Origin of the sequence: Sorangium sp. So ce590 (assembly GCF_051521365.1) — a bacterium.
In the GTDB taxonomy this organism is placed as follows: Bacteria; Myxococcota_A; Polyangia; order Polyangiales; family Polyangiaceae; genus Sorangium.
This window is the reverse complement of record NZ_CP150346.1, coordinates 1,242,545-1,257,467: the sequence shown is the minus strand read 5'-3', so window position 1 is coordinate 1,257,467 and position 14,923 is coordinate 1,242,545. Positions and strand designations below refer to the sequence as shown.

At 70.8% G+C, this 14,923-nt stretch carries 13 protein-coding genes; 4 read left to right on the top strand and 9 right to left on the bottom strand.

Annotated elements, in window-relative coordinates; genetic code table 11:
• The first annotated feature begins 118 nt into the window (after positions 1–118).
• The 4 genes from WMF28_RS04610 to WMF28_RS04595 all read left to right on the top strand — a co-directional run bounded on the left by WMF28_RS04610 (position 119) and on the right by WMF28_RS04595 (position 7,672).
• Positions 119–1,576: a protein kinase domain-containing protein gene (locus tag WMF28_RS04610; RefSeq protein WP_437600817.1), complete on the top strand. Its 1,458-nt coding sequence runs from the start codon at positions 119–121 to the stop codon at positions 1,574–1,576.
• Positions 1,576–2,220 carry a tetratricopeptide repeat protein gene (locus WMF28_RS04605; protein ID WP_437600816.1) on the top strand — a complete coding sequence of 215 codons (645 nt, stop codon included), beginning with the start codon at positions 1,576–1,578 and terminating at the stop codon, positions 2,218–2,220. Before WMF28_RS04610 ends, WMF28_RS04605 begins: the two co-directional genes overlap by 1 nt.
• A gap of 344 nt (positions 2,221–2,564) precedes the next feature.
• On the top strand, positions 2,565–6,632 hold the full coding sequence (locus tag WMF28_RS04600) for a protein kinase domain-containing protein (protein ID WP_437600815.1): 4,068 nt from the start codon (positions 2,565–2,567) through the stop codon (positions 6,630–6,632).
• A gap of 5 nt (positions 6,633–6,637) precedes the next feature.
• Positions 6,638–7,672 (top strand): tetratricopeptide repeat protein, encoded by a 1,035-nt coding sequence (locus WMF28_RS04595; RefSeq protein ID WP_437600814.1) that lies wholly within the window; start codon positions 6,638–6,640, stop codon positions 7,670–7,672.
• A 219-nt stretch (positions 7,673–7,891) separates the two neighbouring features.
• Here WMF28_RS04595 and rpsS read toward each other — a convergent pair whose 3' ends face one another.
• The 9 genes from rpsS to rpsL form a co-directional block, all read right to left on the bottom strand.
• Positions 7,892–8,188: a 30S ribosomal protein S19 gene (gene rpsS / locus WMF28_RS04590; RefSeq protein WP_437486975.1), complete on the bottom strand. Its 297-nt coding sequence runs from the start codon at positions 8,186–8,188 to the stop codon at positions 7,892–7,894.
• A gap of 2 nt (positions 8,189–8,190) precedes the next feature.
• Complete coding sequence (gene rplB, locus WMF28_RS04585; protein WP_437600813.1) at positions 8,191–9,021, bottom strand: 50S ribosomal protein L2; 831 nt, start codon at positions 9,019–9,021, stop codon at positions 8,191–8,193.
• A 2-nt stretch (positions 9,022–9,023) separates the two neighbouring features.
• Positions 9,024–9,320 carry a 50S ribosomal protein L23 gene (locus tag WMF28_RS04580; RefSeq protein WP_436612695.1) on the bottom strand — a complete coding sequence of 99 codons (297 nt, stop codon included), beginning with the start codon at positions 9,318–9,320 and terminating at the stop codon, positions 9,024–9,026.
• Positions 9,321–9,335: 15 nt separating this feature from the next.
• A complete protein-coding gene (gene rplD, locus WMF28_RS04575; protein WP_437600812.1) occupies positions 9,336–9,959 on the bottom strand; it encodes a 50S ribosomal protein L4 in 624 nt (207 codons plus the stop codon).
• Positions 9,960–9,972: 13 nt separating this feature from the next.
• Positions 9,973–10,284 (bottom strand): 30S ribosomal protein S10, encoded by a 312-nt coding sequence (gene rpsJ, locus WMF28_RS04570; RefSeq protein WP_012233476.1) that lies wholly within the window; start codon positions 10,282–10,284, stop codon positions 9,973–9,975.
• A gap of 10 nt (positions 10,285–10,294) precedes the next feature.
• Entirely contained in the window at positions 10,295–11,485 is a 1,191-nt protein-coding gene (gene tuf, locus WMF28_RS04565) for an elongation factor Tu (protein WP_437600811.1), read from the bottom strand.
• Between the two features lie 9 nt (positions 11,486–11,494).
• Positions 11,495–13,609: an elongation factor G gene (gene fusA, locus WMF28_RS04560; RefSeq protein ID WP_437600810.1), complete on the bottom strand. Its 2,115-nt coding sequence runs from the start codon at positions 13,607–13,609 to the stop codon at positions 11,495–11,497.
• A gap of 317 nt (positions 13,610–13,926) precedes the next feature.
• Positions 13,927–14,397: a 30S ribosomal protein S7 gene (gene rpsG, locus WMF28_RS04555; protein ID WP_437486970.1), complete on the bottom strand. Its 471-nt coding sequence runs from the start codon at positions 14,395–14,397 to the stop codon at positions 13,927–13,929.
• Positions 14,398–14,427: 30 nt separating this feature from the next.
• Entirely contained in the window at positions 14,428–14,826 is a 399-nt protein-coding gene (gene rpsL / locus WMF28_RS04550) for a 30S ribosomal protein S12 (RefSeq protein WP_012233473.1), read from the bottom strand.
• Positions 14,827–14,923: the final 97 nt, after the last annotated feature.

The following is a 14,923-nucleotide window of genomic DNA, read 5'->3' as shown; positions in this document are numbered from 1 at the left end:
AGCGGCTCCGTTCGACGGCGACGGCGGATCGCCGAGCCCGTGGCCTTGCTCGTGCTTTTCGGCTCTCGATGCTCGATCGGCGTGAAGGCTTCTCACGCGCGATGGGCGAAGGGGGCACATGCTGCATGCCGGGGACGTCGCAGGAGGTCGCTTCCGACTGATTCAGCCGATCGGCTCGGGCGGGATGGCGAGCGTCTGGTGGGCGCGCCACGAGCTCATCGGCCGGGACGTTGCGCTCAAGCTGTCCCCGGCGCACCGGGACGAGCAGGTCGTCGGGCGGTTCATCCGCGAAGCGAAGATCATCGGCAAATTCCAGCACCGGAACATCGTCGGCGTTGTCGACGCCGGCGAGCTCCCGGAGGAGGGCTACCTCTTCCTGGCCCTGGAGCTCCTGCGGGGCGCGCCGTTCGCGGATCGCCTCCTGCCGAACCGGCCGCTGCCGCCCGAGGAGGTCGTGCCCGTCCTCATCGAAGTCTGCAGCGGGCTCTCCGCCGCCCACGCCGAGGGCGTCGTGCACCGCGACATCAAGCCCGAGAACATCGTGATGGCCATGGTCCCCGGCGAGGGGATCGTGCCGAAGATCGTCGACTTCGGCATCAGCCAGGTCACGGACGCGGGCGACGCGATCACCATCGACGGACAGCTGCTCGGGACGCCCTCGTACATGAGCCCGGAGCAGGCCCTGGGCAAGCGCACCATCGACGCGCGCGCCGACCTCTGGGCGGTCGGCGTGATGCTCTACGAGGCGCTCAGCGGCGCGCAGCCGTTCAGCGGGGGCAACCACCACGCGATCCTCCGGCGCATCCTCGAGACCGAGCCCGCGCCGCTCCCGCCCTCGATCCCGCAGCGCCTCCGGAAGATCGTCGGCCGCTGCCTCGAGAAGGAACCGGCGCGGCGCTACCCGGACGCGGCCTCGCTGCGCGCGGATCTCCAGGCCGCGCTCGGCGATCTCGGCGCGAGCGCGCCCGCGCCGATCGTGATCCTCGCGCCGGCCGCCACGGGCCCGCGGTCGCTCGCGACGACGCGCCCCCGCGGCGCGCTCGCCGCGCCCCCGCGGCTCGCCCTTCGCGCCCTCGGGCGGCTCTGGACCGCGGGGACGCGGGCGCCTCGGTGGCGCGAGGCGACGACGCTCGGGCGCATGCAGGGCGCCGGGTCGCCGCCGGAGGCGCGGCGGCGCGCGCGGGCGATCACGGCGCTCCAGCTCGCGGGCGCGGCGGTGCTCGCGGCGGCGCTCGGCTCGGGCGCGCTGCGGGAGCAGACGGACGCCGGGGCCGGGGCCGCGGCGCGCGAGAGCCTCCGCCCCGTGCTGGCCGCGGCCTTCGCCGACAGCGGCGCCGCGTGGCGGCGCGGCGCGGGCGCGCCCGATCCGGCGGGTTTCGACGCGCCGCACGCGCCGCACGCGCCGCACGCGCCGGCCGGCAAGTCGGCGAGCCGCGACGGCACGCCGGGCTCGCCCGAGCTCGCCTCGGCGGACCCGGGCTCGCCCGAGATCACCGCGGCCCCGGGGGACAAGCCCCCGCGCGCGCCGGCGCCGCGCGGTCCCTCGAGATCCCGCATCACGAGCCCCGGGTTCTGATGAGCAGCGCCGCACCGCTCTCCGCCCTGCGCAGGCGCGCTCGCCGGCGCGCCGCTGCGCTCGCGCTCGCGCTCGCCGGCTGGGCGCTGCTCTCGCCGTCCTGGGGACATGCGCAGGACGACCGCGCGACGCGCGCGCTGCGGCTCCAGTTCGCGCAGGGGCTGACCCTTGAGGTCGCCGGACGCTGGGCCGACGCGCTCGATCGGTTCGAGGCGATCGCCCGCCAGCGGCCGACGGCGAACGTGGCGTTCCACATCGGTCTCTGCCACGAGCGGCTCGGCCGGCTGCGGACGGCCGAGCGGACGTACCAGGATGCGCGCGCGACGGCGCGGGCCGCGGCGCCGGCGGTGCTCGCCGAGATCGACGCGCGCCTCCAGGACCTCGAGGGGCGCATGCCCAGGATCGTGCTGAACCTCGCCGGCGCGACCGAGGGCGTGACGCTGCTGCTCGACGGCGAGGTGGCGCAGCCATCGCGGGCGATCCGGGTCGATCCGGGTCCGCACGTGGCCGTGGCGCTCCGGCACGGGATCCCGGTCGCCGCGAGCGCGTTCTCGAGCCACGAGCGCCGCACGAGGTTCGTGACGCTGACCGTTCACCCCGTCTCGATCGGCGTGCCGCGCCCGATCGGCGCGCCGCGCCCCTGAGTCGGCCCCCCCACACCCGAGCACGTGTGTGCGCGCGGAGGAGCTCACACCCCTCGCTGCGAGCGCGGGCGCGCTGTGGCCACGATCGCCTCGGAAGCGAGCTCGGGCCTGGAGCTCGTCGCGGACGTGTGTCAAGCCGCGAGAGCGGCCGCGGCGCGCCGGCGAGATCGCGCCGAAACAACCGCTTTTCGAGGCAAGCGCGGCGCTGGCCAGGGCGCCAGGCGTCCGCTCCGGACCACGCTGGAAGCTCGCCTGACAGGGCGCTCCGGACACGGCCAAGCTCGCGTTTTATCGGGCGTGAACGCTGGATCCAGCTTCTGACGTCCTGATAGCATGCAAGTCCCATGGCGCTCGACAGGCCGCCCGCTGCGGGCTCTGCTTCGCGACTCGGCAATTATGAGCTGCTGAAAGAGCTCTCCGGCGGCGGGATCGGGTCCACGTGGCTCGCGCGGACGGCGTCCGACGAGGGCGCGGCGACGAGCGCGTCGCCTGTCACGATCCTGCGCATCTACCGGCATCTCACGAAGAGGGCGGAGACCACGGACAGCATCCTGCGCGAGGCCGGGATGGCGCAGCAGGTCCGCTTCCCCAGCGTGCTCTCGGTGCTCGATGCCCGCGTCGCCGACGGCGAGGTCTTCATCGTCTCGGAGTACGTGGAGGGCGAGCCGCTCGGCGCGCTCGTCTCGGCCGCCGGCGCCGAGGGGCTGCCGCTGCCAGTCGCCCTCCGGATCGGGGCCGACGTGCTGCGCGCGCTCGCGTCCGCGCACGCGGCGGAGCCGGCGCCGCTCGTGCACGGCGAGCTGAACCCGACCCACGTCACCGTCGGCATCGACGGGGTCACGCGGGTGAGCGGGCTCGGCGTCGCGCGGGCCATCGCCGGGCTCGCGCCCATGGGGACGAGGAACCCCGATCGTCTGGCCTACGCCGCGCCGGAGCGGGTCAAGGCGATGGCGACGCACACGGCGGCCCCGCTCGATCCGCCCGCCGATCTCTTCTCGGTCGGCGTGCTCCTCTGGGAGCTGCTCGCGCGGCAGCGGCTGTTCTCGTCGAAGCTGGAGTCCGCGGTCATCCAGAAGGTGCTGACGGCGCCCATCCCGCCGCTCGCCGGCAACGCCGTCCCGGCCGAGGTCGGCGAGGTGGTCCGGACCGCGCTCGAGCGCGATCCCGCGCGCCGGTTCGAGAGCGCGTCGGCGATGCTCGCGGCGCTGGAGGCCGCGGGCGCGGGGCGGATCGCCGGGGTGGAGGACGTGACCGCGGCGCTCAGCAGGCTGGCCGGCAAGACGATCGAGCCGCGCAGGACCATGGTCGCGGCGGCGATGGCGCGCCTGGCCGATGCGGCCAGCTCGCGGCCGCTGCCGCGCGCGCGCGGCGCGACGCTGGTGGGCTTGGCGCTCCCCGACGGCGCGCTCTCGCCCCACGGAGACGGCCCGCGTCACGCGATCACCGCGCCGTCTCCGCGCCCGCGCGGGACCCCGGGCCCGCCGCCGGCCGCGGTCACCGCGAGCCAGCTCCGCCCATCGAGCGGCGCGACCGCGCCGAAGGAGGCCGCGGCGCTGAAGAACGGCCTGGCGGCCAAGACGGGGGCCGGCGCGTCGAACGGCGCCGTGCCGGCGGCGCACGCCGGCATCGACGCCGAGTGGGGCTCGGCGGATGACGGCGCCGCGCGCGGCCTGCCCGCGCCGCGCCCTCCTGCGGACACGCTGCCGCAGATCGAGCCGTCGAGCGAGAGGAGGGAGAGCCGCGGCGCCGCCGTGGCGAGACCCGAGGTCCCCGCGGCGTCGGCGACGCCGGCGGCGGCCTTGCGGAAGGAGCAGCCTCCTGCGCGGCCAGCCGTGCCGCGGCCGGGGGATCCGGGCGACAGCCTCGTGGCGGCGCGGGTAACGCCGACGCCGGCCGACGGCACGGTGCCGAAGCGGCCGACGCCCATCCCGGCCGGGCCGCACGCGAGGCCGCCGCGCCCGCCGCCGCCCCGGGTGGTGCAGCCGTCGCCGCCCGAGGTCCCCGGCAAGACCTCCGCTGCGGCGTCCACGGCCCTCGGCGCCGCGGCGTCCGTGGCGACGGGGCCTGCGACCGCGTCCAGCCCGGTGACGCCGCGTGTCCCTGTGTCGCCCGCGGCGCGGCTGGCCCCGGCCGCGCATCGCGTCGCCGTGGTGCCCGCCGCGGCGCGTGGCCCTCGTCCGACGCCGATCCCTCCTGCGCCGGCATCGGCCACCGCGCCTGCGATCCCCGCCGTGCTGAAGGGTCCACCGCTCCCGTCGGCGGCCGCCTCCGCGAGCGGTGGGGCGGCGGCTGCCACGCAGGAGATCGCGCTCGGCAGCGGTCCGGCATCGACCTCCGGCAGGGCGCTCCTCACGCCGACCGGAGCCCAGGGCCCGATGAAGCTGTGGGGTCGCGCGGCGTCGGCCGTGGACCGGCTCGGGCCGGGGAGCACCCTCGGCCGGTACGAGATCCTCATGCCGGTCGCCAAGGGAGGCATGGCGGCCGTCTGGGCCGCGCGTCTGCAGGGCACCCGCGGCTTCAGGAAGATCGTCGCCATCAAGACGATGCTGCCCGACGTCTCCGACGACCCCGACTTCGAGTCGATGTTCCTCGACGAGGCGCGGGTCGCCGCGCGCATCCGGCACCCCAACGTGGTCGAGATCCTCGACCTCGGCGAGGAGGACGACGTCCTCTACATCGTCATGGAGTGGGTCGACGGCGAGACGGCCGGCACGCTGCAGAAGGCCGCGAAGCGGCTCGGCGGCATCCCGCAGCGGATCGTGCTCCGCATCGCCTCCCAGATCTGCGCTGGCCTCCACAACGCGCACGAGCTCTGCGACGACAGCGGCGCGCTGCTCGACCTCGTCCACCGCGACATCTCGCCGGCGAACGTGCTCATCTCGACCGCCGGCTTCGTGAAGATCGTCGACTTCGGCGTGGCGAAGTCGAAGGGGCGCCTGCACGTCACGCGCGCCGGCGGCATCATCAAGGGGAAGACGCCGTACCTCTCGCCCGAGCAGCTCGGCGGGCTCTCCATCGATCGCCGGAGCGACATCTTCTCGCTCGGCGCGCTGCTGTACGTGCTCACCACCGGGCTGCACCCGTTCCGCGCCGAGACCGAGCTCTCGACCGTGGAGAACATCACGATCAAGAACCCGCTCCCCCCGCGCGAGCTGAACGGCGCGATCCACCCCGAGCTCGACAGGATCATCCTCAAGGCGCTCGAGAAGGATCGCGAGAACCGCTTCTCGACGTGCGCCGAGATGCAGCGGGCCATCGATCAGGTGGCGTCGACGCTCGGCGAGCCCACGACCGACGAGGACGTGGCGGCCTTCGTGCGGCAGGCGATCGGCGAGATCCAGTCGAAGCGCGCGCAGGAGCTCCGCGATGCGATCGCAGCCGTCGACGCCGGCGCGGCCGTGAACTCGGAGCCGCGCTCCGGCGCCGCCCCGGAGCCCCACACCGCGCCGGCCGACGCGGGCGCGGGCGCCCGCGGGAGCGCATTCGCTGCCGGCGCAGCGGCCCTCGCGGCGGCGTCCCCGGCGGCGGCGCACGACGAGGAGCCCCCCGTCAGCCTGGAGCCGATCTCGTTCGAGGAGATCGCCGTGCCGGCGAAGCCTCCCGAGGGAGCGCCGCGGCTCATCATCGCGCCCTCGCTGCATGCCAACATCCCGCCCGTCGAGCCGGCCGAGCCGGCGAGCCCGCGGCCCTCCTCCCGCGACGGCAAGCTGCTCGGCTCGTCCGTGCCGCGGGTCCTCCCCGCGGCCGGCAACCCTGCCACGAAGGTGCTCGCCGCGGCGGACCCGCCCGCCTCCAGGGCGGCGGCGCTCGCCGCGCGCTTCGCGAGGGGCGGCTCCCGCAGCATGGCCAACGACACCGGCGAGGTCACCATCGTCGACAGGTCGTTCGAGACCGGGGAACGACGCAAGCGGCTCCAGCTGATCGTGGCCGGCGCGGCGATGTTCTGCGTGGCGCTCGGCGCCGTCGCGCTGGTCGTGCGCAGCGGCGACGAGCGCTCTCCCTCGGAGATCGGCAAGGCGCGCGTCGACGCGCTGCCCGCGCCCGCGACGGCGGACACCGCCGCGCCCGTGGTCACGGCCACAGGCGCGGCGGAGGCCCTCCCCGCGGTGCCCCCGGCGACCGCGGAGCCTTCGCAGGCGGCGCAGCCGCCATCGCCGCCGCCTCCCGAGGAGGCGCCGACGCCTTCGGCCCCGCTCCCCGAGGAGGCGCCTCCCCAGACGCCGCCGCCTCCCCAGACGCCGCCGCCTCCCCAGACGGCCAAGGCTCCCGCTGCGACGCAGCCGCCTGCGCGCCCGACGTCGACGGCGCGCCCAGCCTCGACCGCGCGCCCTCGGACGACGTCCACGTCGACGAAGCCCGCGCCCAAGCCGGTATCGACCACCAAAAAGAAGTACAACCCTTCGGGTATCTGACCACCGTGCGATCTCGACCCTGGCTCCGTGCGCTGCTCTTCGGTGCGGTCTCTTGCCTCTGCCTGTGCACGCTCCCCGGGCCCGCAGCGGGCGCGGACGACGCCGCGGCCACGCCGGCGCCGGACGCGGTGGAGAAGGCGCAGAGCCTCTTCAAGAAGGGCGCTGCCCTCTACGAGAGCAAGCGCTACGCGCTCGCGCTGGAGCAGTTCCGGGCCTCGTACGCCGCGGTGGCGAGCCCGAACTCCCATCTCTACATCGCGCGCTGCCTCGCGGATCTCGGCGAGCACACCGAGGCGTACCTCGAGTTCGATCAGGTCGCGGCGGAGGCCGCGTCCCGGGCCAAGGCCGAGCCGCGCTACGTCCAGACGGAGCAGACGGCGCAGCTGGAGCGAGACGACCTCGCGCGCAAGATCGCGCTCGTGACGGTCACGGTGGCGCACCCGGAGGCCGCGACCTCGCTCGCGATCGCCGGCAAGGACGTCCCGCGCGAGCGGTGGGGCAAGCCGTTCCCGGTCAAGCCCGGCAAGACCGAGGTCGTCCTGCGCACGAGGGCCACCTCGATCCCGCAGACCCTCGATCTCTCGGCGGGCGAAGCGAAGACCGTCGCGCTCGACGCCGATCGGAGCGACCCGGTCGGCGAGCCGGTGCTCCTCGACGAGGGCGCGGGCCTGCCCGAGTCGGAGGCGCCCTCGGCGAGGGCGCACCTGCGCCCGTACGCCTATGCCGCCGGCGGCGTCGGCGTGGCAGGGCTCGCCGTGTTCACCGTCGCCGGGCTGATGGCCAACAGCACCTACAGCGATCTCGCCGAGAGCTGCCGGGGCCCCTGCCCCGTCGATCGCAGGGATGACGTCGACGCGGGCAAGGCCGAGAAGACGGTCGCGAACGTCGGCGTGGTGGTCGGCGCGATCGGGCTCGTCGCCGGCACGACGCTGCTCGTCCTGAGCTTCACCGGCGGCAGCGCTGGCGAACCCCAGCGCACCACCGCCTCGACGCAGCTGCTCGTCGGTCCCGGCTTCGCCGGCCTGCGCGGCACGTTCTAGACCGCTGCTCCGTCGAGGAGGAGGCGGGCCGCCGGGGCGAGAGGCGCGTCAGGAACACAAATTCCTGAGCCATTTCGCGCCATTGGAGCCACGGCGATCGCTCGTTCCGTGCCGTCGCGCGGGCCGTCCGCCTGGGCTCAACCGAAAAAACGAACGGGCGGGATCGCTTCTGCGACCCCGCCCGCCTGTCGTCAATGCTCTCGCGTTGCCGCGGAGCGATCAGCGACCGCCAGGGCCCTTGCCGACCTTGGACTTCTTGTCCCCGGAGTGACCGTGGAACGTCCGCGTCGGGGCGAACTCACCCAGCTTGTGGCCGACCATGTTCTCCGTCACGAACACGGGAACGAACTTCCTCCCGTTGTGCACGGCGAAGGTCAGACCGACCGACTCGGGCAGGATCGTCGAGCGGCGCGACCATGTCTTGATCACCTTCTTGGCATTGGTCGCCTGGGCCGCCTGGATCTTCTCCAGCAGGTGACCGTCAATGAAGGGCCCTTTCTTAACGCTCCTCGGCATGACTAACCCTTGGTCCCGCGCCGCCGGACAATCATGCCGTCGGTGCGCTTGTTGTTCCGCGTCTTGAGCCCCTTGGCGAGCTGACCCCAGGGCGAGCACGGGTGGCGCCCGCCGCTCGTCCGGCCCTCACCGCCGCCCATCGGGTGATCGACGGGGTTCATCGTAACACCGCGGTTGTGCGGTCGGCGTCCGAGCCAGCGCGAGCGCCCCGCCTTGCCGAGGCTGATGTTCGCGTGGTCGGAGTTCGACACCTGCCCGATCGTGGCGCGGCAGTCGAGGTGCACCTTGCGGATCTCCCCGCTCGGGAGGCGGACCTGCGCGTAGTCGCCGTCCTTCGCCATGAGCTGCGCGGCGACGCCGGCCGAGCGCACGAGCTGGCCGCCCTTGCCCTTCTTGATCTCCACGTTGTGGATCGAGGTGCCGGGCGGGATGAAGCGGAGCGTCAGGCTGTTGCCAGGCTTGATGTCCGCGTTCCGGCTCGCGAGCAGCGTCGCCCCGACCGCGAGGCCGTCGGGCGCCAGGATGTAGCGCTTCTCGCCGTCCACGTAGTGCAGGAGCGCGATCCGCGCCGTCCGGTTCGGGTCGTACTCGATCGAGGCGACCTTCGCCGGGACGCCGATCTTGTCACGCCGGAAATCGACGATCCGGTAGCGCTGCTTGTGACCGCCGCCGCGGAACCGCGACGTGATCCGGCCGTTGTTGTTCCGGCCGCCGCTGGACGTCTGCTGCTCGAGCAGCGACCGCTCGGGCTCGACCTTCGTGAGCTCCTTGAAGTCACTGACCGAGTAGTAACGCCGCGCCGGCGAGGTCGGCTTGAAGGATCTGATTCCCATGGCTACTCCGCCTTCTCGTCGAAGAACTGGATCTCGTCACCCTGCTTGAGGGTGACGATCGCCTTCTTCCAATTGCGCAGCTTCGCATAGCCACGCCCCATGCGCTTTTCCTTGCCGCGCATGATCATGGTGTTGACGTCCACCACGCCCACCTTGAAGAGCGTCTGGATAGCGTCCTTGATCTGGATCTTGTTCGCCTCGCGGCGGACCTCAAAGATGACCTTGTTGCCTTGGTCGCGGAGCCGGCTCGACTTCTCCGTGAGGATGATCGGTCGGCGGATGATCTGCTCGGGCTGCATGGCGGGCTCCCCTGACTAGCGAAGGCAACGCGCCTCGAGCGCCTTGGCGGCGTCCCTCGAGACGATGAGGTGGTCGTGCCTGAGGAGGTCGTAGACGTTGACCCCCTCCGGCGGCAGATACTGGTGATTCTCCAGGTTGCGGAGGCTCTTCACCAGCTTCTCGTTCCCGGCCGTGTCGACGACCAGCGACTTGCGATCCGCTTGCAGGGTCAAGAGCGTGGCGGCGATCGCCTTGGTCTTGATCTCGGGGACCTCCAGGCTGTCGAGCACGATGAGCCGGCCCTCCTTCGCGAAGAGGGAGAGCGCGCTCTTCAGGGCGCCGATGCGCACCTTGCGGGGCGGACGGTACGACCAGTCCTTCGGCTCCAGGGCGTGCGCCATACCGCCGCCCGCGTGGTGCGGCGCGCGGATCGAGCCCTGGCGAGCGCGACCGGTGCCCTTCTGGCGATAGAGCTTCTTCGAGGAGCCGGAGACCGCGCTCCGCTCCTTGGTGGCCTTGGTGCCCGAGCGGCGGGAGGCGAGCTGCGCCTTCACGACCTCGTAGAAGAGGTGCTCTTTGACCTCGGTCCCGAAGACCTCGTCCGAGAGGTCGAGCTCGCCGACCTGCTCCCGCTTGAGGTTGTAGACGGTAACCTTCATGGTACCTGGACTCCTAGCTCTTAATCTCGACGTCGACGCCGGCCGAAAGGTCGAGCTTCATCAGCGCGTCGAGGGTCTGTTGAGTCGGCTCGATGATGTCGAGAAGCCGCTTGTGAGTCCGGATCTCGAACTGCTCGCGCGACTTCTTGTCGACGTGGGGCCCCCGGAGCACCGTGTAGCGGCGGATCTCGGTGGGCAGCGGGATGGGTCCCGCGACGTGCGCGCCGGTCCGCTTCGCCGTCTCGACGATATCGCTCGTCGACTTGTCGAGCAGCTGGTGGTCGAACGCCTTGAGGCGAATCCGGATCTTCGTTGTATCAGCCATGGTGCTCTTCCTACGCGAGGATCTTGGTGACGACGCCGGCGCCCACCGTCTTGCCGCCCTCGCGGATGGCGAAGCGCATCTGCTCCTCCAGCGCGACCGGGGCGATGAGCTCGATCGTCATCGTGATGTTGTCGCCCGGCATCACCATCTTCACCCCCTCGGGGAGGTTCACCGTGCCGGTCACGTCCGTCGTCCGGATGTAGAACTGCGGCCGGTAGTTGGTGAAGAACGGCGTGTGGCGCCCGCCCTCCTCCTTCTTGAGGACGTACACCTCACCGGTGAACTTCGTGTGCGGCGTGATCGACCCGGGCTTCGCGAGCACCTGGCCGCGCTCGATCTCTTCCTTCTCCACGCCGCGGAGCAGACATCCGACGTTGTCGCCCGCCTGCCCCTGGTCGAGCAGCTTGCGGAACATCTCGACGCCGGTGACGATCGACTTCTTCGTGTCCTTGAAGCCGATGATCTGCACCTCGTCGCCGACCTTGATGATGCCGCGCTCGATGCGGCCCGTGGCCACGGTGCCGCGGCCCTTGATCGAGAACACGTCCTCGATCGCCATCAGGAACGGCTTGTCGATGTCGCGCACCGGCTCGGGGATGTAGCTGTCGAGCGCGGCGAGCAGCTGCTGGATCGTCTCCTCCCACTTGGGGTCGCCCTGCAGCGCGGGCAGCGACGCGCCCCGGACCACCGGCGCGTTGTCGCCGTCGAACTTGTACTTCGACAGCAGCTCGCGGACCTCCATCTCGACCAGGTCCAGCATCTCCGGGTCGTCCACGGCGTCGCACTTGTTGAGGAACACGACGATGTGGTTCAGGCCGACCTGCCGGGCGAGCAGCACGTGCTCGCGCGTCTGCGGCATCACGCTGTCGAGCGCCGACACGACGAGGATCGCCCCGTCCATCTGCGCCGCGCCGGTGATCATGTTCTTGATGTAGTCGGCGTGTCCGGGGCAGTCGACGTGCGCGTAGTGACGATTCACCGACTCGTACTCGACGTGCGCCGCCGCGATGGTCACCGTCTTGGTCTCGTCACGGACCGTCCCGCCCTTCGCGATGTCGGCGTACGAGATCGCCTTCGCCAGGTTGCGCTTCGACTGCACCTTCACGAGCGCCGCCGTGAGCGTGGTCTTGCCGTGGTCGATGTGACCGATGGTGCCCACGTTCACGTGCGGCTTCGTACGAGTGAATTTCTCCTTGGCCATGGCGTCTTTTTAACCTCGCTGCTTGGCGACGATCTCTTCCTGGATCGCTGCTGGAACCGGTGCGTAATGAGAAAACTGCATCGAATGAGTCGCGCGGCCCTGCGTCTTTGAACGGACGTCGGTCGCGTAACCGAACATGGTGGCGAGCGGGACCTCCGCGCGGATCACACGGGTGTTCGCGCGTTGCCCCATATCGAGGATGCGGCCACGCCGCGAGTTGAGATCTCCGATGACGTCCCCGAGGTAGTTCTCGGGAGACACGACCTCGACGGACATCATCGGCTCGAGGAGCACGAGGCCCGCCCTCTTGGCGCCCTCCTGGAAGGCCATCGACGCGGCGACCTCGAACGCGGGGCCCGAGGAGTCGACCTCGTGGTAGCTGCCGAAGTGGAGCCGCACCTTGATGTCGACGACCGGGTAGCCCGCGAGCACGCCGCGGCCCATCGCGTCCCGGATGCCCTTCTCGATCGAGGGGATGAACTCCTTCGGGATGATGCCGCCGACGATGTCGTTCTCGAACACGAAGCCCGCGCCGCGCTCGGCCGGCTCGATGTCGATCCGGACGTGGCCGAACTGGCCGTGCCCGCCCGACTGCCGGACGAAGCGCCCCTCGACGTCCGTCGCCTTCTTCGAGATCGTCTCGCGGTAGGCGACCTCGGGCTTGCCGACGTTGGCGTCGACCTTGAACTCGCGCTTCAGGCGGTCGACGATGATCTCGAGGTGGAGCTCGCCCATCCCGGCGATGATCGTCTGCCCGGTGTCCTCGTTCGTGAAGGTGCGGAACGACGGATCCTCGTAGGCGAGCTTCTGCAGGCTGAGCCCGAGCTTGTCGAGATCGACCTTGGTCTTCGGCTCGATGGCGATCGAGATCACGGGGTCGGGGAACTCCATCCGCTCCAGCACGATCGGCTGCTTCTCGTCGCAGAGCGTGTCCCCGGTGCGGGTGTCGCGGAGCCCGACGGCGGCGTAGATGTTGCCCGCGTAGCAGACGTCGATCTCCTCGCGCTTGTTCGCGTGCATCCGGAGGATGCGCCCGAACCGCTCCCGCTTGCCGCGGGTCGAGTTGAGCACGCTGACGCCGCTCTTGGTCGTGCCGGAGTAGACACGGAAGAAGGTGAGGTTGCCGAACTGGTCGTTCATGACCTTGAACGCCAGGGCCGCGAACGGCTCGTCGTCGCTCGCCTTGCGCAGGACGGTCTTGTCCTTCTTGTCGGGCAGCGTCCCCTCGACGGCCGGGATGTCGATCGGCGAAGGCAGGTAGTTCACCACGCTGTCGAGCAGGAGCTGGACCCCCTTGTTCTTGAAGGCCGAGCCGCACAGGACCGGGACGATCTTGAAGCCGAGGGTGCCCGCGCGGATCGCCGCGTGGATCTCCTCCTCGGTGATCTTGTCGAGCTCGCCGGCGATGAACTTCTCCATCACCTTGTCGCTCGAGTCGGCGCACGCCTCGAGGAGCCGCTCCCGGAGCTCCTTGCACCGCGGCAGGAGATCGCCCGGGATGTCCTTCCACTCGTACTGCTGGCCCTTCGTCTCGTCGTCGAAGACGGCGGCCCGGAGGGTCACGAGGTCGATGACGCCGCGGAACGAGTCCTCCGCGCCGAGCGGGTAGTGGATCGCCACCGGATTCGCGCCGAGGCGCTCGCGGATGGAGTCGACGCACATGTCGAAGTCGGCGCCGACCTTGTCCATCTTGTTGATGAACGCGATGCGCGGGACCTCGTACTTGTCCGCCTGCCGCCACACCGTCTCGCTCTGCGGCTCGACGCCGTTGCCGCCGTCGAACACCGCGACCGCGCCGTCGAGCACCCGCAGGCTCCGCTCGACCTCGATGGTGAAGTCGACGTGACCGGGGGTGTCGATGATGTTGATCCGGTGAGAGACGCCCTTCTGGGATCCCTGCTCCGGCGTCCAGAAACAGTTCGTCGCGGCGGACGTGATGGTGATGCCGCGCTCCTGCTCCTGGACCATCCAGTCCATCGTGGCGGCGCCCTCGTGGACCTCGCCGATCTTGTAGTTGACACCCGAGTAATAAAGGATGCGCTCGGTGACCGTGGTCTTGCCCGCATCGATGTGGGCCATGATCCCGATGTTGCGCGTCCGTTCCAGGCTGTACTCGCGTGCCACTATTCCTTCTCCGTCGTGTGATGCGTGGGGTGAGGGTTTCGGACTCAGGATGCAAAACACCCTCTCCAGCCCGGCCCGCCGCCATTGTGGCGGGCACTTGAACCTGGAGAGGGTGTCGGGGTACAGCAGCAGCTTTTATAGGTCTCGCCAAGGCGAGCGCTGTCGCGCTCCCTCGAGAAGACCGGCTCTGTAACCCGATCCTTATGTCGACTGTGCCATCTCGCTCTACGCGTCTCCTCGCCTGGAAATGCGACGTGACATACGTGAAATGGACGAACCAGCGCAGACCCTGGATCTGCGCTGGCCGCCTCGCGAACCTACCACCGGTAGTGGGCGAACGCCTTGTTGGCCTCCGCCATCTTGTGCGTGTCGTCGCGCTTCTTGACCGCGTTGCCGCGGTTCTGCGCCGCGTCGACGAGCTCGGCGGCGAGCCGCTCGCGCATCGTCTTCTCGCCACGCCCGCGGGAGTAGGTCACGAGCCACCGCATCGCCAGCGCGACGCGGCGCTCCGGGCGGACCTCGACGGGGACCTGGTAGGTCGCGCCGCCGACGCGCCGGCTCTTCACCTCGAGCTTCGGCTTCACGTTGTCGAGCGCCTTGCGGAAGACGTCGATCGGCTCCTCCTTGAAGCGCTCGCGCACGATGTCGAACGCGCCGTAGAGGATCCCCTCGGCTGTCGCCTTCTTGCCCGACTGCATCAGGGAGTTCGTGAACTTGGCGACGAGCTTGTCCTTGTACTTCGGGTCCGGAATGATCTTCCGCTTCGGGACTTCGCGACGACGGGGCATTCTTCGTTCCTCTGCTCGGCTTTCGCCAGATCAGGCCTTCGGGCGCTTCACGCCGTACTTCGAGCGCTTGCGGTTGCGGGTTGCCTTGTTGGTGGAGCTGGGCCCGGCGGCACCGGACGCGTCGAGCGTGCCGCGGACGACGTGGTAGCGCACGCCCGGCAGGTCCTTCACGCGGCCGCCTCGGATGAGGACGACCGAGTGTTCCTGCAGGTTGTGGCCTTCGCCCGGGATGTAGCTCGTCACTTCCATCTGGTTGCTCAGCCTGACACGGCAGACCTTGCGGAGCGCCGAGTTGGGCTTCTTCGGCGTCGTGGTATAAACACGTACGCACACGCCTCGGCGCTGCGGGCAGGACTTGAGCGCAGGAGAGGCCGTCTTGTAGCGGGCGGCCTCGCGGCCTTGGCGAATGAGCTGGCTGATGGTCGGCATAGAGACGCGGATTTCCACCTGAGGGATGGGGACGCGCAGGATACCCAGGAGCACAACCATGTCAAGCGGGACGAGACCCGTTCGTGCTGGATGCGTC